Annotated in this window: 20 protein-coding genes and 1 pseudogene; 7 read left to right on the forward strand and 14 right to left on the reverse strand. The window is 33.6% G+C overall.

Annotated features, from left to right (window positions below):
• Window positions 1-19: 19 nt before the first annotated feature.
• The 8 genes from cofD to ACKI4K_RS00520 form a co-directional block, all read right to left on the reverse strand.
• The gene (cofD, locus tag ACKI4K_RS00485) at window positions 20-925 is read right to left on the reverse strand and encodes a 2-phospho-L-lactate transferase (protein WP_407421193.1); all 906 of its coding nucleotides are present in this window, start codon (window positions 923-925) and stop codon (window positions 20-22) included.
• Window positions 926-933: 8 nt separating this feature from the next.
• Entirely contained in the window at window positions 934-1,698 is a 765-nt protein-coding gene (locus tag ACKI4K_RS00490; RefSeq protein ID WP_407421195.1) for a coenzyme F420-0:L-glutamate ligase, read from the reverse strand.
• A gap of 36 nt (window positions 1,699-1,734) precedes the next feature.
• Entirely contained in the window at window positions 1,735-2,361 is a 627-nt protein-coding gene (locus tag ACKI4K_RS00495; RefSeq protein ID WP_407421197.1) for an IMP cyclohydrolase, read from the reverse strand.
• A gap of 16 nt (window positions 2,362-2,377) precedes the next feature.
• The gene (locus ACKI4K_RS00500; protein ID WP_407421199.1) at window positions 2,378-2,791 is read right to left on the reverse strand and encodes a biopolymer transporter ExbD; all 414 of its coding nucleotides are present in this window, start codon (window positions 2,789-2,791) and stop codon (window positions 2,378-2,380) included.
• A gap of 8 nt (window positions 2,792-2,799) precedes the next feature.
• Entirely contained in the window at window positions 2,800-3,639 is an 840-nt protein-coding gene (locus ACKI4K_RS00505) for a MotA/TolQ/ExbB proton channel family protein (protein WP_407421201.1), read from the reverse strand.
• 91 nt (window positions 3,640-3,730) lie between these two features.
• On the reverse strand, window positions 3,731-4,345 hold the full coding sequence (gene rnhB / locus ACKI4K_RS00510; protein WP_407421203.1) for a ribonuclease HII: 615 nt from the start codon (window positions 4,343-4,345) through the stop codon (window positions 3,731-3,733).
• Between the two features lie 49 nt (window positions 4,346-4,394).
• Complete coding sequence (locus ACKI4K_RS00515; RefSeq protein ID WP_407421205.1) at window positions 4,395-5,468, reverse strand: rod shape-determining protein; 1,074 nt, start codon at window positions 5,466-5,468, stop codon at window positions 4,395-4,397.
• Between the two features lie 2 nt (window positions 5,469-5,470).
• Window positions 5,471-6,109 carry a hypothetical protein gene (locus ACKI4K_RS00520; protein ID WP_407421207.1) on the reverse strand — a complete coding sequence of 213 codons (639 nt, stop codon included), beginning with the start codon at window positions 6,107-6,109 and terminating at the stop codon, window positions 5,471-5,473.
• Between the two features lie 396 nt (window positions 6,110-6,505).
• On the opposite strand from ACKI4K_RS00520, the gene ACKI4K_RS00525 reads away from it, so the two are divergent.
• The 4 genes from ACKI4K_RS00525 to ACKI4K_RS00540 all read left to right on the forward strand — a co-directional run bounded on the left by ACKI4K_RS00525 (window position 6,506) and on the right by ACKI4K_RS00540 (window position 9,550).
• Window positions 6,506-7,201 carry an archaetidylserine synthase gene (locus ACKI4K_RS00525; protein WP_407421209.1) on the forward strand — a complete coding sequence of 232 codons (696 nt, stop codon included), beginning with the start codon at window positions 6,506-6,508 and terminating at the stop codon, window positions 7,199-7,201.
• A 61-nt stretch (window positions 7,202-7,262) separates the two neighbouring features.
• Entirely contained in the window at window positions 7,263-8,417 is a 1,155-nt protein-coding gene (locus tag ACKI4K_RS00530; protein WP_407421211.1) for a hypothetical protein, read from the forward strand.
• Between the two features lie 36 nt (window positions 8,418-8,453).
• The gene (locus ACKI4K_RS00535) at window positions 8,454-9,176 is read left to right on the forward strand and encodes a class E sortase (RefSeq protein ID WP_407421213.1); all 723 of its coding nucleotides are present in this window, start codon (window positions 8,454-8,456) and stop codon (window positions 9,174-9,176) included.
• The gene (locus ACKI4K_RS00540; protein ID WP_407421215.1) at window positions 9,176-9,550 is read left to right on the forward strand and encodes a dihydroneopterin aldolase family protein; all 375 of its coding nucleotides are present in this window, start codon (window positions 9,176-9,178) and stop codon (window positions 9,548-9,550) included. Before ACKI4K_RS00535 ends, ACKI4K_RS00540 begins: the two co-directional genes overlap by 1 nt.
• On the opposite strand, the gene mfnA is transcribed toward ACKI4K_RS00540, so the two are convergent.
• The 3 genes from mfnA to rplJ all read right to left on the reverse strand — a co-directional run bounded on the left by mfnA (window position 9,551) and on the right by rplJ (window position 13,709).
• A complete protein-coding gene (gene mfnA / locus ACKI4K_RS00545) occupies window positions 9,551-10,711 on the reverse strand; it encodes a tyrosine decarboxylase MfnA (RefSeq protein ID WP_407421217.1) in 1,161 nt (386 codons plus the stop codon). It lies immediately after the preceding gene.
• Between the two features lie 60 nt (window positions 10,712-10,771).
• Window positions 10,772-13,051, reverse strand: a complete 2,280-nt coding sequence (ppsA, locus tag ACKI4K_RS00550) for a phosphoenolpyruvate synthase (RefSeq protein WP_407421219.1) — start codon at window positions 13,049-13,051, stop codon at window positions 10,772-10,774.
• 175 nt (window positions 13,052-13,226) lie between these two features.
• Window positions 13,227-13,709: a 50S ribosomal protein L16 gene (gene rplJ, locus ACKI4K_RS00555; RefSeq protein WP_407421221.1), complete on the reverse strand. Its 483-nt coding sequence runs from the start codon at window positions 13,707-13,709 to the stop codon at window positions 13,227-13,229.
• Window positions 13,710-13,940: 231 nt separating this feature from the next.
• Between rplJ and ACKI4K_RS00560 the strand changes: the two genes are divergently transcribed.
• Window positions 13,941-14,171 (forward strand): KEOPS complex subunit Pcc1, encoded by a 231-nt coding sequence (locus tag ACKI4K_RS00560; protein ID WP_407421223.1) that lies wholly within the window; start codon window positions 13,941-13,943, stop codon window positions 14,169-14,171.
• 127 nt (window positions 14,172-14,298) lie between these two features.
• Entirely contained in the window at window positions 14,299-15,222 is a 924-nt protein-coding gene (locus tag ACKI4K_RS00565) for a hypothetical protein (protein ID WP_407421225.1), read from the forward strand.
• On the opposite strand, the gene ACKI4K_RS00570 is transcribed toward ACKI4K_RS00565, so the two are convergent.
• On the reverse strand, window positions 15,212-16,300 hold the full coding sequence (locus ACKI4K_RS00570; RefSeq protein WP_407421227.1) for a nucleotidyltransferase family protein: 1,089 nt from the start codon (window positions 16,298-16,300) through the stop codon (window positions 15,212-15,214). The genes ACKI4K_RS00565 and ACKI4K_RS00570 overlap by 11 nt on opposite strands.
• An 86-nt stretch (window positions 16,301-16,386) precedes the next feature.
• Here ACKI4K_RS00570 and ACKI4K_RS00575 point away from each other — a divergent pair, with 86 nt between their 5' ends.
• Window positions 16,387-17,643 carry a dihydroorotase gene (locus ACKI4K_RS00575; RefSeq protein ID WP_407421229.1) on the forward strand — a complete coding sequence of 419 codons (1,257 nt, stop codon included), beginning with the start codon at window positions 16,387-16,389 and terminating at the stop codon, window positions 17,641-17,643.
• A 40-nt stretch (window positions 17,644-17,683) separates the two neighbouring features.
• Here the strand turns inward: ACKI4K_RS00575 and ACKI4K_RS00580 are convergent, their stop codons facing one another.
• Both ACKI4K_RS00580 and ACKI4K_RS00585 read right to left on the reverse strand, forming a co-directional pair.
• Window positions 17,684-18,919 carry a 4Fe-4S binding protein gene (locus ACKI4K_RS00580; RefSeq protein WP_407421231.1) on the reverse strand — a complete coding sequence of 412 codons (1,236 nt, stop codon included), beginning with the start codon at window positions 18,917-18,919 and terminating at the stop codon, window positions 17,684-17,686.
• Window positions 18,920-18,940: 21 nt separating this feature from the next.
• A pseudogene (locus ACKI4K_RS00585) lies at window positions 18,941-19,117 on the reverse strand (Ni/Fe hydrogenase subunit alpha); the annotation flags it as partial.

Here is a 19,117-nt window from a genome sequence, read left to right on the forward strand (position 1 = left end):
TGATAATCGCCTCTTTTAATTAAGGAATACTATCTATAATAATTTGTGCCAAATTTTTTTTTGCACCTAAATTATTCATTATAGTATTTGTAACTGTTACCTTATTAACTATTTGATTTAATTGTGATTTTTTATCATAATCCTTACAATCAATAACAATATTATCAAGAAAATCTTCATATAATGATGCCACACCAACTGATGAAACATCAATACCCAGTGCTTTCATAAATTTGCTGGCAGGGCCTGAAACAGAATCAGACCCAATGATTGGAGACACCGCAACAACGTAAGTGTCTTTTAAAGCATCGCGAACACCTTCTAAAGATAATATCGGTGAAATTGAAGTGATTGGATTTGAAGGGCCAATAATAACTGCTTGAGAATTCCTAATAGCATCAATTATTCCACCAGCAGGAGAAACATTGGAAAACTCAATATCCAAAACTTCAGGTTGTGACTGATGTTTTATTAAAAAGTCATGAAACTCCAATTCCCCAATGTCTGTGATAATCTTAATATCAGACTGCTCATCGCTCATCGGAATTATTTTAGATTGAATTCCCATTTTTTCCGCTTGAATTTCAACAGCCTTGCTAAGACCATATTTTTTCATCAATTGAGTCTTTTGTATTTTGGTGGCCCTATCAATATCACCTATTCTAAGCAATTCCGGACAACCAATCTCTTCAAGATGCTGGTTAGTGATAAAAGTATCACCTTTAACACCATACCACAATTCATCATTAATCATGTCAGACATGGTGTATAAAACTGTATCAACATCAGCCGAAACATAAACTCCAGAAAAATAATCATTTTCCAAAGTATTCACAATAATTGTCAATTCCTTAGGATTAACAATTTCTTTAAGTCCTTGCAGTAATTTTGGAGTGCCTGTGCCTCCAGATAAAACAGTAATCATGATTTCACTTATTTCCTAAATACATCAAATTCTTTTGGCATTAGTACCTGCCCTATATTGGAATCAACATTTCTTAAAATGTCAAAACTATTAAATCCGCGTATGAGAACCACCGGAAGACCTTCATCGGCTTGCCCCATAATAAGAGATGCAGCAGCCGCTAACTCATCACATGTTGCAATTTCAGTAGTTTCTAACTCTCTGCCGTATAAATCTTTTTCACCAACCCTTTTCCAAATAGGAGATATTCCAGAACATCCAATAGCAGTGCCAATAGCACCGAATCTGAATGCTCTTCCCTGAGTGTCCGTAATTATAACAGCAATTTCTTCACCGAATTCCCGTTCTAAAAATTCACGAATTTCAAAAGCAGACTTATCAGCATCAGTCGGCATTGGAGTAGCCAAACCATCACCCACATTTGATTCATCGATACCGGCATTGGCACAGACAAAGCCATGTTTAGTTTCAGTTATAATAAAATTGGGACCAATTTCAACAACTTCCCTAGATTCACTTAAAATAGCTTCAACTAATTTAGGGTCTTTATTAGTCTTTTTTGACAATTCAACCGCATAATCAGAAGGTTCAAATTCATCAAGTTTAATGAGATTGCCTTCAGATTTAGAAATCAATGTTTCAGCTATTAAAATGATGTCACCATGTTTAAGTTGACAACCCTGTTTGATGATAGCATCTTTAATGATTTGTGAAATATCGCTTTTATCATCAACAATAGGTATGTTCTCTAATCCAATTAATTCAATTGTCATAATATCATCTAAAAAAAAAAGTAAAATAAAAAAAAGTTATGGGTTATATATATCTATATCCCATTCACCATCAAAAACAGCTGCAGAAGAAGTTACAGGCTTTTCATAATTAGCAAAGGTACCTTCATCAAAAATAAACTTGGCAGATTCGGTTGATGTTTTTGCATCAAACTCTACCGGATCAGGCACTTGACTGCCATATGTTGAAATAAATGCCGCTTCACCATATGGAACCTCTTCAACCAATAACTTTTTATCATTAACAATACCTATATAACAGGCATACTCACCCTCATCACTACTTGAAGAAACTGCAGCAGCAATTCTTGGAGTATTATAATCATCTTTTTCATAGTCCATAGTAAGTAAAGAATATGCGAGTGCATCTTTCATATTCATGCCTAAAGCTATTTTATCTGCAATCACATCAGTTTGAGAACCATTTGATACAATCGCCATGCCTCTTTCAATACGAATGCAATTGTAAGCAATATAAGTATTCTTAAATATATCTTTTTCAAAACCTTCTATCGGAACAACAGACGCATGCTTATCAAATTTGAGACATTGCCTATTAGGAAATGACCTGCTTGATACACGATATGCTGCAAAAGGTTTACCATCACTATTCATTCCAATTGATAAAATTCTCCCTGTATACATATTTCATCCCTCAAATTTAAAGTTCTGGACGTTGGACAGCATCTTGGACTGAAACTCCAGGAGGAGTATTAATTATTATTTCACCAGGTTTTATTTGAATTTGCCCACCATCAATCACATTAGCTTGCACGCCTACGGCACTACCCGAAATGGCATCCGAGCGATCCTGACCGTTAACAACAACTTTATGCAGATTTGCAACAGGCATCACATAATATTGTGCATCACCAGAAACATCAGTGACATTTGGCTTTCCGGATGCATCATCTGCAGCAGTAGCATCATCAGTTTGAACATCAGTTGCTGAAAAATTACTTGTAACAACTAAAAAAATCATAATAGTAAAAAGAATGTCAATAAAAGGAACTAAATTGATGCTTGGTTTTTGATCAACTATCTTCTTTTTATGTTTTTTTACATCAATAGTCACATTACCACCTATTGTTTTAGTTTACTTTCAGTGATTTCAGCATTAACATTACACTTTTCTAAAATAATATTCGAAATACTTTTATCCAACATACTTGGTTTAAAAGAAACCTTAATATTAGCATAAGGGTCTGAAATTAATCTTGTATTTACAACACCCTCAGCCTCTTGAAGAGCTTCCAATGCACATTCCACATTAGAATCAACCCTAACTTTAACAACAGCATAACCCCAATTTGTCATTTTTGTAGCAAGCTCGATTTTATCCATTTCAGCTTCAATCAAACCTTGGATATATGTATACAATGGAAGTAGAATAATTGCTACTAAAAGACCCATGATAGTAGTGGTCAATGCAACATAAATACCTTCAGCCATAGCTGCAGAATCGGGATGGACACCTAATGATTTGAATGTCATCCAAATACCAATAACAGTACCTATCAAACCTAAAAATGGTGCCAATTCCGTGAGAGTCTTAAGAGTATTTAATCCTTTAGTCATTTTTGCAACTTCAACAATGAAGATTTGCTCCATACTTTCTTCAACTTCCGTTTTGTTTTTATAACCAATTTTTAAAGTTTCAGAAATAATCCTGGAAATAGGATTCTTAAAACCGTTAATTTGTTTTAACGCTTCAACGGCTCCGCCCCTTTCCATAGAAGCGGTCACAACACCAAATATTTCAGTAGTATCGACCTTACTAATTTTTTTAAGGTATGCAATTTTTCTAATGGCGATTATTAGACCGTATACACCTATAAAAAGAATGATATAAGTGATAACCCCACCTTGAGTAAAGATATCCATAATCCCATTGAAAAATGAAGTAATATACTCAATAATCATATTCATCCTCTATTTTATCTCATATTGAAAAAATGTATAAAAATAAATTTATAAATACCTATACTTAAATATTATTTAAAAAATAGAAAAATTATTTCATTTTTGACACAGTGGCCCATGACCTTCTAACAAAATCCGGCATTTCATCATAAGTGAAATTAGTTAAGAATTCTTTTGTTGTTGGGTCTGAAGGATATCCTGAACCAATGCCGCCCATTTTAATATATTCCTTATTAATTTCTTCAATTTGAGCATCCCTTTCGGCTTTCGCTATGATGGATGCCGCACTTACCTGAATATATTTATCATCCGCCTTATGTTCAGCGACAACATCAACATCAGTTGATTTGCAAAGACTGTCCTGAAATCTCTCAGCCTTAACATCAACAGCATCAACAATTGCTTTTTCAGGATTCATCTTAATGATTAAATCCCTCATAGCATTTTTTTCAATGTCATTAAGGTTTATTCCATCAGCCCTCATTTGATCAATTTCTAAAGCGGAAATTACAACAATATCATAATCAAACATCTTTTTTAGTTTTCTTGATAATATCGTACGCCTATGAGGGGCTAATCTCTTAGAATCTTTAACTCCCATTCTTTCAAGAATCTTATTCATTTTTTCGGGAATGATTACTCCTGCAATTACCAAAGGTCCTAAAACAGAACCCCTTCCAGCTTCATCAATACCTAAAATATCCATAAAAATCAGTTAACAAAAAAAGTAAAAAAAAAGAAATAAATTATAAAATTTATTTCATTGCCCTAAGACGGACTTCAGGTTCTAAAGCAAGTGGTTCTGCAGCAACAATAGCAGTACCTTTTGCTACAACAGTCATTGGATCTTCGGAAATTTCAATAGGAATAGAGATTTCATCAAAGATTCTTTCTTTTATTCCGCGGAGTCTAGAAGTTCCACCAACAGCAACAGCATTATTGTAGACACCCATCATTAACTCAGGGGACAATCTTTCTAAAATTACATTTAATCCACCAATAATTTGTTGCATAAATGGTTCTACAGCATCAGCAACTAACATTGAGTCAATGACAACTTTCTTAGGCCTGTTAGTTTCTAAAGATTTACCAATAACTTCAACACTTAAGTTTTCAAGTTGTTCACTACAATGAACCATACCCACTTCAATCTTTGCGGATTCTGCATCATGAATACCAATAGCTACATCATATTTCTCAGCGACAAGTTCCACTATTTTATTATCGATATCATCTCCACCACATCTAACAGTTTCAATGTCATTAATGCCACCAAGAGATATAATTACAACATCAGTGGATCCGGCACCAATATCAATAACCATAGTTCCGTTTGGCTCAGCAATAGGTAATCCAGCACCAATAGCTGCTGCTAATCCTTCACTGATAACTAAAATATTTTGAGCGCCAGCTTTTCTTCCTATTTCTTCAGCAGCATTCTTTTCTACTTCGGATGCATCGCCAGGAATTCCAATAACAATCCTTCCAACACTTTCTCCCTCATTAATACCGATTTGCATTGCTTTAATAAGTAATGCTTGTGCTTGAACAACATTTTCAATAACACCTTTTTTCAAAGGTCTTACTGCAAGAATGTCCTCTGGAGTTCTTCCAAGCATTCTTTTAGCTTCTTCACCAACAGCTAAAACTTCAGATGGGTCATCTTTTTTAACAGCCACAACAGATGGTATTTGATATAAGTCAAATTTATCTCCTGAAGGTTTTGCAATAACAGTGTTTAAAGTTCCTAAGTCAATTCCTAAACTATTGCTAATAACTTTAGTATTAGTAACTTCTGGTTCTTCCTCATCTTTTCCAAAAATATTCATGATTAATCCTCCGTTACAATATCTTTAAAATCTATAACGAAAACTTTATTTGATGTAGCAACACTTTGAACCTTCCCAACATGCACATTCTTATCAACAGAAAGTAAAATCGCTGATAAAACGACTTCATTGGCATTATAAAAAGGCTTCAAAGCAGATTTGATGAAGTTTGGTAATCTCACTTCATTACTTATATCGATATTTATAAAACTAGTAGTTTGAGATTCTTGCAAGATTGCAAATGGAATTTTAGATTTTTCAATTATGGAAACAACATTTCTAATTACATCATCAGGAGCAATAAAAGCCATTAAATTAGGCTCCTCACCCAAGTAACTGCGTGGAATTCTAATGAATGCACCACCACGTTGACTAGTTTCCCTTTTGAAATCGTTGATTATAATCGAATTACCATAAAGCATGATAAAATCAAATTTTTTATCTAATTTTCCTTCATTTAATATAACATGCTCCCTAAACAATATTTTAACATTGTGATTTGATGCGATAGCTTTATAAGCCATATCATCAATTAATTCCGCATTTCCTGCAATAACACACCAGCTCTTTTCTATTTTATAATTTTTATCTGATGTAACCATTGCAGCTTGCCTAAGAACACGTATATTATCTTCAATCATTTAACTACTCGCATTATATTAATCCAATATCATTTAACTCCACAAATAGTCTCAAAAATTAAAAATAATTGATTTAACTTTAATTCTTTTAGCTATTTAATAAAGTCTAACAATTAATATCTTTAAAAACTATTATTATATATATTTTATCGTTTATCCCCAATATTGAAAATAAATAAATAAATATAACTTTTTAAAAGATTTGTGAATAAAATCAATATTAAAACTAAGAAAATAATTCAAGTTTAAACTAAATTCTAAAATAATAAGTAAATCTTTTTTATTACGAAAAAATAACACTTATAAATAATTAAAAATAAATATAAATAATAATAAAGCCAATTATAAGATAAAATTAATAAGAAATAACCGATAAAGTATTACTGGAGTTAAAACATGGAAATTGAAAAAATAAACATTCAAAATTTTCTAGCCATATCAGACTTCGTATCATTATTGAATATGAGTTCTGGTTTTTTATCAATAATATGTTCAATAAATCAAAATTTTGAACTAGCGGCTATTTTAATGATTATTGCAATCATGTTTGACTCCATAGATGGTTGGGTAGCTCGAAAAACAAATAGGCAGGATAGCTTAGGTTTTGGAAAAAACATTGATTCCCTATCTGATGCAATATCCTTTGGTGCAGCTCCCGCAGTATTCATTTATACATCAATTAACACCACATCAACACTATTACAGTCAATAGTAATACTTGTCAGCTTATTAATTGTTGTTTGCGGAGTTTTGAGATTAACAAGATATAATGTAATTGCAGACCATGTAAACATAAGCGGATTTATTGGATTTCCAATTCCAGGAATATCTTTAATAATTGCAACATATTACTTAAGTGGATTGTACAACACATATATTGCACTATTATTAAGCATTATAGTTTCATTACTTATGATTAGCAATGTCAAATATCCCAAATTCTCAAATATACCAATAATTGCAATATCTTGTATACTTATCATACTAATCATTCTTCCAATACCAACTGTTTTATTTAATATCAACATTCCCGCATTAATATTGTTGATATTCTGTTTATACTACCTTCTCAGCAATTTAATTAAAAAATGAGATTGCATTACTCCTATTAATTAAATTAACCATCTAAATTTATTAAAAAGGAGTAGTTAACATGAATAAAAAACCAAGGAATCATTTGTTCCCTAAAGGTTTTGAAGAAATAAACAAGCAAAAAGAAACATTGCCAAAACCAAAACCAAAAAAGGAAGAACTATCATCATTAAAAAAATTGAATCACAAATTGGGAGTCTACTTAACCCCCAGCACAACAGATGTGAGTGAAAATGAAAAAAAGAAGAAAATCGGAGTTATTATAACTCTTATAATTCTAACTACATTAATAATTTCTTCTTACTATTTTATAATATACGAACCTTATCAAAAAGAGTTATCTCTTGAAAAAACAACAAAATTAAATGAGCTTCACGAATTGTACAGCGGAGCATTGACAACATCCCCCAATGCAATGACTTTAGAAAATGAAATTGAAAACGGGAAAACAATTGAGGGAGTGGAGAGAGTAAATATTTTAAGTCCCGCCACAAAAGATTGGAAATCCTATCATCAAAAGTCAATAAGATCAAGTTTAGACAAATACAATAGGACAATGGTCGTTTATTCAAATGAAAGTAAGAACATCATAATGTCTGAAAACGAAGCCATTAAAACTGTCAATGAAAATGATGCAGGGACACTATCAAAAATCCATTTTCAAAAACCAAATACTGTATCTGTTCCCGTTTTAATTTCAAGACTGCAGGCAGGTGCAGGTTTAATAAATGTTGGAAGCGTGGTAGATGTCTATTCTGATTTAAATAATACAAATGAAGGTTTAAATTCAAATAATACTAGCCCCGACATTAGTGGATGCACCGTATTGGCTATAATGAGATATGAAGAAAATGGAGAGGTTGACTCTGAATATTCAAAATCAAATACGATTGTTGATGGAAATAACACTAACCCCCATGAAAACACTAAAAAATTCTCTTCAAATGTACTGGAAATGATAAAAGGAAGCATAATGAACGGATATGATGAACAGCAAACATTTAAAATGCTTAGAAATTATGGGATAAAATTATCCGATTATGAAAGGCAGATTAATTTAGGCGATTTAGACGCACAGTATATGCTTCTAATAGAAACACCTCAGGACAAAGTCTCATTTATGATAAATAATATGGAAAACATTGTATTAACAATTCCAACGGCTAATGCCCCTAATTGGATGATTAATGAGATTAATTCCACATATCAAAATTAAGAAAACTAATATATTAGATTTAACAAAAGGGATATTATGGAAAAACCAAGTATTACAACAATAATAGTAATCATATGTATTATAATAATCGGATTATATGCAATGGGAGAAGTTAATTATTTTTCATCCAAAATAAGTGTTGAAAGAAATGTTGACTCCCCAACAGTTTATATCCCCTCAATCGGCGTTGACGAGAAAATAAATAATGTGTCTCTTTCCCAAGGAGTAATGCATGATTCCAGTTCATATAAGCCTACACAAGGAGATACTTTATTATTTGGACATAGAACACTCCAAGGTTCACCGTTTTTAAGACTTAATGAGCTTAAAGCGGGAGATACAATATTATTAGAATGGCCGGGAATTGGGGAATTGAATTACAAAGTAGTGAACTCCACAATCGTTCCTGCAACCTATGAACTTAATGCAAAAGAAAATGGAAATACATTGTATCTAATTACATGTGATCCAATAGGTTCTACTGAAAACAGACTAATCATTGAAGGAGAATTGACTGCTCAAAATCCGATAAATACTACAATTATCAAGAATAATCCTCAAGAATCAAATGCTATAATAATAACTGCAATGTTTTTAGTGATTGGACTTGTATTCTCATTCTTCTATCCTAAAAATAACAGAATTTACATTTTAGCGATTGTTTTAATAATATCAGCAATTCTATTATATTGTTGTATAAACCCTATACCTTCGGAATTAATATATAATAAAATCATCTGGCTAAATGGAGGATTATAATGGATGTTGATAAAACATACTTTTCAAATATAACCAAAAGAGAAAGAGCCATATTTGAAGGTGCTATAAGTATGGGGGCTTTATTCCATCAGTTTGTTGGAACCCCCGTCAATAAAAATTCTAAAAAAAGTCTAGAAACAAGCATGGAGGAATCTTTAAAGTTGCAGCCAGCTATTGAAGATGTGCAAGTTGAAATTAGATTTGATAAATTAGAAGAATCTATGACCGAATTTGATTACACTTCACTTACTGGAGATATGTTAGACGTTAAAATCTTTACAAAAGTTGATAATGTCAAAGCAACTATAAGAATTGAGTTTATTGAAGAGCTCAATTATCCATTAATGTATGTTGAAAAAATAGAGGAACAATAGTTAGTAGATTTCTTTTAAATCTTCTAACAATTCTTTTAAATGGCTTCTTTTAATGTGATTCATCAACACCACACGAATAGCTTCAGTAGGGCATTTAGCAATAGAAACTTTCCATCCAAACTTTTCTAATTTTTCAGCAAATTCGTGAGTTTCAACATTAGGATGATTGAATGCCAAAAGATTTAATTCAGGCTCACAAACAATCTCATAGCCAATCTCCTGCAAACCATCTTTTAAATAATAAGTATTTTCCATCAATTCCTGAGCCATCCGCGAATATCCCTTTTTACCAAAATAATTGATAATCGCATATGTTGCAGCAGAAGCTGCTCCTAAACGAGTTCCCACAATGGTGGATTGAGTTTTAACGGTTAAATATGGTGAATCAACAGCCATGACCTGCAAATATTCCTCTTTTCTAAAAATAATTCCTCCAGCAGGAATTGGTGCCAAACCCATCTTATGAGGATCCACAGTAATAGAACAGACCCCTTCAAGTGAAAAATCAAAAACAGGCAAATCATAACCCGCTTCCTTTAAAAATGGAATTGAAAAACCACCGAATGCTGCATCGACATGGAAATAGATATTATTTTCAAGAGCTATTTTGGAAATCTCTTCAATAGGATCAATCAAACCCAATTCAGTTGTACCCGCAATAGCCACAATAGCAACAGTCTTATCAGAAATTAATTCTTTAACTGATTCAACATCCATTTTATAATTTTCATCCAAATTTGCTTCAACAATTTTTAAATTTAACATGTCTGCCGCTTTTTTAAATGAAAAATGAGCTGAACTCGGAATAATTATTTCCCCATCAACAATGCCCTTGTATTTTCTAGCATGATTCCTAGCTGCGCGAACCGCCATTATATTCGCTTCAGTCCCTCCAGTCACAATATTACCATAAGCCTCATCAAGAGACAATAAATTACCAATAGACTTCACAACCTCATCTTCAAGATATTTAGTTCCTTTAAATAATCCCGGGTCTCCAAGATTAGAATCCAAAAATTTACAGTAAACTTCCTTTGCAAATGGATGTGCCTGTGTACACATTGAACCTAAAATTCTCCCATCAGCATAATCATAATCTAGTTTATGAAGTTCGGATAACTCTTTTAAAATATCCTCTTTGTCCATTGGTTCATCTTTCATAAAACAACCTAATTTTTCAAATTATTAATTAAAAAAAAATAAAAAAAAGAAAGAATAAAATTATTCTAAACGTTTACGGGCAGCGTCGAGAATAATTTTTTGCTCAGCACGAGCAACAGTTTTTCTAACTTCTTCTACAGCATCAGCATTTGATGATACACTTGTGATTCCAAATCCAACAAGTTTTTCAACAATGTGCGGTACACTGCCTGCTTGACCACAAATACTGCATTTAACGCCTGCTGCAACACATTTTTTAATTGTTCTTTCAATTAACTTCATTACTGCAGGGTGTTCTTCAGTATAGTGTTTTGCTACAAACTCATTGTTTCTGTCAACAGCAAGAGTATATTGAGTTAAGTCATTGGTTCCCAAACTTACAAAGTCTATTCCAATGTCGATGTAGTCATCAATCATGATTGCTGCGGCTGGAATTTCAACCATCATTCCAAAGTCAACATCCTTGTGAGGTTCCAAACCTATTTCGGAACATAATGCCTTAGCTTGAACCAATTCAGCAGGACTTTGTGATAATGGAATCATGATGCCAATGTTTGTGTATCCTTTTTCATGCAATTTTTTAATTGCTTTAAATTCGCATTTAAGGATTTCAGGTTGGTCAAGTTCCCTTCTGATTCCTCTCCAACCAAGCATTGGGTTGTGTTCCCTAGGTTCGTTTTCCCCACCTTCCAAGGTGATGAATTCGTCAGTAGGTGCATCCAAAGTTCTGTACCATACTGGTTTTGGATAGAATGCATCTGCTACAATTTGAACATTGTCTGCAATGGTATCGATCAATTCGTCTTCCCTGCCGTCAGAAATGAATTTGCCAGGGTGAATACCTGCTGTCAACATTAAATGTTCAGTTCTTAAAAGTCCAACACCATCAGCACCTGTAGCGGCAGCCCTTTCTGCGGCTTCAGGCATACTTACATTCGCTTTAACTTCAGTTACGGTTAAGATTGGGGCTGCTCCAACAGCTGCTGCAACTGGTGCTTCTTCAGCTTTGGCCTCAGAAATACCTTCAAATACCAATCCTTTTTTACCGTCTAATGTAACTCCCGAATTTTCTTCCAATGTGGTTGTAGCGTCACCAGTACCTACAACACAAGGAATTCCAAGTTCACGAGAGATGATTGATGCATGGCAAGTTACTCCACCTTCATCAGTGACAATACCACTAGCCCTTCTCATAGCAGGAACCATATCTGGAGTGGTCATTGTTGTAACCATGATGTCACCATCTTCAATTTTATCCAATTCATCAATATCTAAAACTATTTTAACACTGCCGGAAGCCATTCCTGGACTTGCACCAAGACCCCTAACAAGAACTTCACCTAAATCAGATGCAACATCATCATCAGCTTCAACATCTGCATCACCTAAAGTGGTGATTGGCCTTGCTTGTAATAAGAATAAGTTACCGTTTTCAAAAGCCCATTCAGTATCCATCGGTTCACCATAATGAGCCTGAACAGTTTTACCCATTTCAGTTAATTCGATGAGCTCTTCATCAGATAAAACTCTTTCTTTTCTTTTATCTTCATCAACATCGACTTTGATACTGGTACCGTTTTCATCATTAGTGTACATTACTTTTTTGTCGCTAATGGTCACATTGATGATTTCATTATTCCTTTTGTCAACTTGATAATTATCAGGTGTTACATCTCCAGACACTACAGCTTCACCAAGTCCCCATGACCCTTCGATTAAAGCAATTTCTTCACCAGTGGATGGGTTTACTGTAAACATTACACCTGCTTTATCAGCATTAGCCATCTTTTGAACTACAACAGCAATGAATACTTTAGAATGTTCGAAATTGTTTTCTTCTCTGTAGAAAATTGCTCTTGCCTCAAATAAGGAAGCCCAACATTTCCTAATATACTCCATTACCTCATCATTTCCAGAAACATGTAAAAAAGTATCTTGTTGACCTGCAAAAGAAGCTTCAGGCAAATCTTCTGCAGTAGCTGAAGAACGAATAGCCACATCCGTATCATCTTCACCAACCCTTTGACAAAGTTGATTATAAGCTTCAGTAATTAAAGTAGTCATATCTTCTGGAACAGGGGTGGCAATGATTAAAGATTTAATCTCTTCAGAAGCAGCTTGAAGTGCTTTAGTATCATTAATATCAATTTTATCAAGAATATCCATTACTTGACTATTAATTCCAGAGTCTTCCATGAACTTTTCATAAGTTTCTGCAGTTACTACAAAACCTGGCGGTACTGGAATGCCTGCTTGGGTCAATTCACCCAAATTAGCACCTTTTCCACCTGCAATCCCGATGTCAGATTTATTTAAATCCTCAAATTTTACAACATACATGAAAAATAACCTCTTGGTTTGAAAATATTAATATATTGACGATAGTTTAGATAAAAAAAAAACATAGCCAATTATATAATATTAACTTTAAATTTTAATGTTTAAATATTTAATTATAAAATGATATAAAAAAAGTGATAATAAAAAAAAGTAGAAAAAAGTTAATTATATATGATTATTTAATTAACTCTGCACCTTTGTCCACAACTATTTTACATGGAACTGGTATTTTCATACCTGCTCTTTTTAACGCAACTTTAGCTTCCTCAAAGTTTTTTGCATTACAATCAATAGTGATAATTCTTTGATCTTTTTTAACAATAGCTTCAACACTGATAGGTTTACCGAATGCATTTCTCATACCGCTTTGAACCCTATCTGCACCTGCGCCAGTTGCCATTGGATTTTCCCTTACAATTTGGTGAGGGTAAACTCTTAATTTTAAGTGGTAACCCATTCTACCAGCAGCTCTTTGCATTAATCTGTTAGAAGCAATCCTTGCAGCTTCTAAAGAGTTGTGTCTTATTTGAGTAGGCTTTTTAACAGCTAAACTAATAGAAACTGGGAATTCCTCTCTTAAGTTTCCCATATCGTATTGTACGATTCTTGAATTTGGGGTTTTTCTAATATAATCTCTTCTTGTATAAGCACGAACCATAATTATTCCTCCGAAATAAAATTAACATGTTAAACATGTTTAATTAAAAAATAGCTATGAATTAATAATTTTTCTAAGATAGCTATATAAAAATTATATGTCGTAATATAATAGAATACTTAAATATATTACTTTAGTTATTAATAAATGTTACCCTATTTTCAGAATATAATAACAAATATATTATTAGTCATAACATAAATATAATGGTAGCAACAACTAGTGATTTTTATGAAAATAAACGGAAATATTGTATTTAATTATAAAAACAAAAATGATGCAAAACTTATTTTTGATTCATTGGAAGTGGATAACGAAAATTACCTTGAATCTGAGTTAAATGACAATAGAATTAATTATGAGATCGCCTCTAAAAATCTTGGGAGTTTCCTTGCAACTGCAGATGACCTAATAGCTTCTGAAATTGTCGCTGAAAAAATAATTAAAAAAACAAAAAAATAGCTAATTTTTAATATAATCAATATCTTGAAATAACTTTGAAAAAAAACTATTAAAAATAGCAAAGTTTTATATAAATAAAAAAAATATAATAAATTAATATAATTAATTTTTATGAGAGTGTTATATTATGGCATGTCATTATCATCCGGAAAGAGAAAGCACAGACGTTTGTGCAATCTGTGGAAAACAAATTTGTAAAGAATGTGGTTTAGAAATTGCTGGTAAAATCTATTGTAAAGATTGCTTACAACAAATTATAGGCATTGAAACAGAAAACCAAACTCAAGAGGAACCTGTACAAGAATCTGCATACAACATATATGCTCCACCAGAAGAAGCTCCAGCCGCCCCTAAAGAACCTATTGTTCAAGAATATCATGGGGCAATTGACGATTCCCCATATAATATTAGGGACAGCATTGAGTATTCTGGAGGGCCTGACTCTTCTTTATTGCGTGAAGAAAGACCTGTTCAAGTAGCTACAGAATACCCTAAAGAAGAGATTGCAAGTCAAGTCGCTGCAGAAGGAGATGGATTCATATATCCCGACCATTCTTACGAACCTCAGCCAACCAGTGCTAGACTCGATTTAGAAGACAAGTATGAAAAATATTTAGATGATTTATACTTTGACGAAAATGAAATTCCACTAAATGAACAACTCGCGAAAGATGAGGAACAATACGGATCTTTAACAAGAAAACCATACACTCCTAGAGAGGCACCTGCTCCAGAACCAAGAAGACCTAAAAGAGCAGAGACTCCTGAAGAAATGGAAGCAAGAATTAGGGCTGAAATCTTAAGAGAACAAGGAATTGAACCAAGAAACATTAAAAATGAAAAATCCATCCATAATTTAAATTATCAGGAAGAAAAAGAGCCGATGGGAATTGTTGATATCTTATTAACAGTAGTTCTAGTTATTGTTATTTTAATTGTTGTATATTACTTAATTTACTTATTCATATTACACAACACTTATCCTACATTTATGGATGCTGTATTTGGACTTAGAAATCCTCAAAATGTTATTAACAATATTAAGCTGTAAATAGTGAAATATTTTCATTATTTATTTTTTGCTTAAATCTTTCCAAACACTCTTCATTTTTATATCCTAAAACCCGGATATTTGATGGATATCTGTCAATATATCCGGAAATACTATTTTTTTTAATTGGATTTTCCAAAATGCTGATAATTCGTTCCTTAAAATGTGTTGAAAATCCATATAATATCGATTCCTTTAAATCATCCAAATTATCAAAAGGTCGATTATCCACAATGTTTTGAGCTAATTTGTCATTGAATAAATTTAAAGCAGATAATTGATTAAAAGTGAATTTATTTGCAGTGGCCAGAATTGATTCAACATCCCGAATTCCATAAATGATATCATCATCCTTAATGGCCTGCTTTAGTACTTCAACTGTTTTTGGAGGCATCATATCTAAAACTTCACTGAAGTTATCTTCCAAAATGCTTTGCCTTATTAAAGTACCGCTTACACCACCTATTCTTTCAACAAATAAGAATTTGTCCTTAAAATCAAAGCCTATCTTTGATAATGAATTGGAAAAAGAGGTAATGACATAGTTATCCTCTTCAAGTTTGCCTTTTAGAAGAGTTTCACCGGTTGTCTTATCAACAATCCTATATGGTTTAGGCGCTACGTGATGACCTAAATTGATTCTTTTTAAAATTTCATCAATTCCATCAACTTTCTTGTAGCCCCTCGGAATATATGAAGTATTAAGCGCCTGAAACATCTTGCAGAGGCATAATGAATATTGGCCAGACCCCATTATTCCCATTGGAGGACCTTCAACAACAATGTCTGCACCAACAGAAATTGCAATTTCTGCCCTAAGTTGTCTTGGCAATATATATGGAATGCCCCTACCACTTCTCTCAAATAATCCTGGTACAATAGCTACAAATAACGAGTTAGGAAAATGATGTTTTGCAGTTTTCATGCAATGAAAATGGCCATTATGTAAAGGATTATATTCAGTAAAATCTGCAACTAAATTAATGTCAGATGAAGTATTAGAAATTTTACATTCACTATCCAAATCATTCAAAAATAAATTCATATCTCTCTTAAGAATATCAGAAACATTGGCCATGAAATAAAATATAATTTTTAAATTAAAAAAAACTTATGTTTAATCATACATATATTTAATTACAGAAAAGCATTGGGAGTCAAAATATGGATTTGGTTATAAAAAACTGCAGACTGGTAGATAAAATTGGAGAACATTACATCGGAGTGGATGACGGAAAGATTGCAGACATCTCAAAAACACCAATTAATGCTGATGAAACAATAGATGTCAAAAACAATTACATACTTCCAGGTTTCATCGACCCCCACATACACTTCAGAGATCCTGGATTAACCCAAAAAGAGGATTTCAGAACAGGAAGCCTGAGCGCTGCAAACGGAGGGTTCACAACAGTATTCGATATGCCGAACACCCTTCCAAAAACCGACACATACAAGGCACTTAAGGAAAAGATGAAAATAGCCGAATCCAAATCCGTCGTGAACTTCGAGCTTTTTGCAGGAACCAACATCCTTGACGAAATGGAAAAAATGGTTGAGCTGAAGCCTATTGCCTTTAAGATATTCATGGATCTCGAAAGCGATGAAGATTTGGAGAGCATATTCCATGATTTGTCTTTATTGAAGGAGAAAACTGACTACAACGGTCTTGTTGCAACCCATTGCGAGAAAAAATCAATAGTTGAAAGTGAAACCTCCAAATTGAAGCAAAAGGATGAAAATGAAACTATCGACTACAGCTATGCAAGACCAGCTGCTTCCGAGGATGAATCAGTAAAGCAGGCAATAGAGCTTGCAGGAAAAAACAACTTATCTTTGCACGTCTGTCATTTAAGCTCAAGGAAATCATTGGAACTTGCAAAGGATGCAAGCAGAACACAGCAGGTAAGCTGGGAATTTACACCACACCACCTCTTGCTGGACAATTCCGCATACGATACATATGGAACATTCATGAAAACAAATCCTCCGCTAAGGGAAAAGCAGGAAAGTGTGAGAATCAGCGATTTGGACGAAACCTCCATAATCGGAACAGACCATGCCCCTCATACTATAGAAGACAAGCAGAAAGGAGTATGGGACTCATCACCAGGAATACCGAATCTGGAAACTGTTGTTCCACTTATCCTAACTGAAGTAAACAAAGGAAATATTGATTTTGATTTGATTCCGAAAATATTCTCTCAAAATGCTGCAAAGGTTTATGGTTTGGAAAACAAAGGAGAAATAGCCATCGGAAAGGATTCAGACTTTACTGTCATTGATTTGAAAAGGGAAGGCACATTCAATATAGATGAATTTGAAACTAAAGCACAATACTCCCCATTTGATGGGAAAAGATATATTGGAATGCCGGTAATGACAATAGTCAACGGAAAAACAGTAATGGATAAATTATAACTAATTTTAAAAAAAGAAAAATAAAAAGGTGTGTTCACACCTATTTATAACATAATGCGTCTTCAGGACATGCCTCAATACATTGACCACATAAGGTACAGAATCCTGCAATTGGTAATTTAGGATTTTCTGTTTTGTGGATCATGTCATATGGACATGCTTCGATACAGTCACCACATTGGTCACATTTAGATGGGTTGAATGCAATTCTGTCTCTTACAACAGGTTCGCCATCAATGGTTACTTCGTATTGTTCTACTTTCAATGCATCGTTAGAACACATGGAAGCACAAGCTCCACATCTAATACAACTTGTGAAAGATGGTTCGTCATCAGTTTCTACTAAAGCAGGACAGGACATACCGGTTTTGGTAACTACACGAATTGCTTCAGTAGGACATTTGTTGGCACATGCACCGATGAAATCACATTTTTCTACATCTCTTCCAATACCTTCTGCATCTACAGGTGCACCTTCACCCCATTCCACATCAATTTCTAATGCGTCAACAGGACAAAGTTTTACACATAAACCACATGCAGCACATACGCTAGGGATTGCTACAGTTAAGCTTGCGCTGTTTGCAGCAATGAAGTCTCCAGGACATGCTTCTACACAGGTGTTACAACCGATACATTTAGCGGAGTCGAAAGTGAAAGATTTGATTTCTTTAGTACGTTTAACAGGTACTTTTTCAGCAATGAAGATTGCATTCCAAGGACAGGTTTGTGAACATAAACCGCATCTGATACAATCATCACTTACAGTAACAGGACTTCCAACTTCTTCAAGGGTAATTGCGTTTACAGGACAAGGTTCTACACAAGTTCCACATCCGACACAATCCTTGATGTAAACAGGACCTTTGCCTTTGAGATCTAACTCATATTCGACAGGTTCTTTTACACCAGGAACTCCAATTACATCTACTGGGCAAATGTCAACACATTTTTGACACATTACGCAGAAACCTTCAACTTCTTTTAATTTTTCACCAGTGACTTTAATAGTTTCTTGTGGGCAGACTTCTTCACATTTGCCGCAGGAGTCACATAAGATAGAGTTGAATACTAATCTTGCTTGTTCGATGCCTTCAGCAATTTCGTATTGTTCTACTTTTAATGCTCCGTTAGGGCAAGCATCAGCACATTTTGGTTCTTCACCACAAGTGTCACAGTGAATAATAGCATTAGGTGTTACCTCAATAGCTGATGTAGGGCAAGTACCTTCACAAGCACCACATTTTATACAGCCATCTTCATTAAATACAATCATTTTATAAAAACCCCCTTAAATTTAGAATTTTTTAATGAGGTTTCCTTCACTGTCTACAATATCTACTTCAGCTAATCTCATTTGGCTATCCATTGTGTGGGTAGCACAAGATAAACATGGATCGTAAGCTCTGATAACCATTTCCATTAAGTTGAAAATGCTGTCATCTACTTCTACACCAGGTTTGATGTAATCTTT

This window comes from Methanobrevibacter sp. (assembly GCF_045644645.1).
Taxonomy (GTDB): Archaea; Methanobacteriota; Methanobacteria; order Methanobacteriales; family Methanobacteriaceae; genus Methanocatella.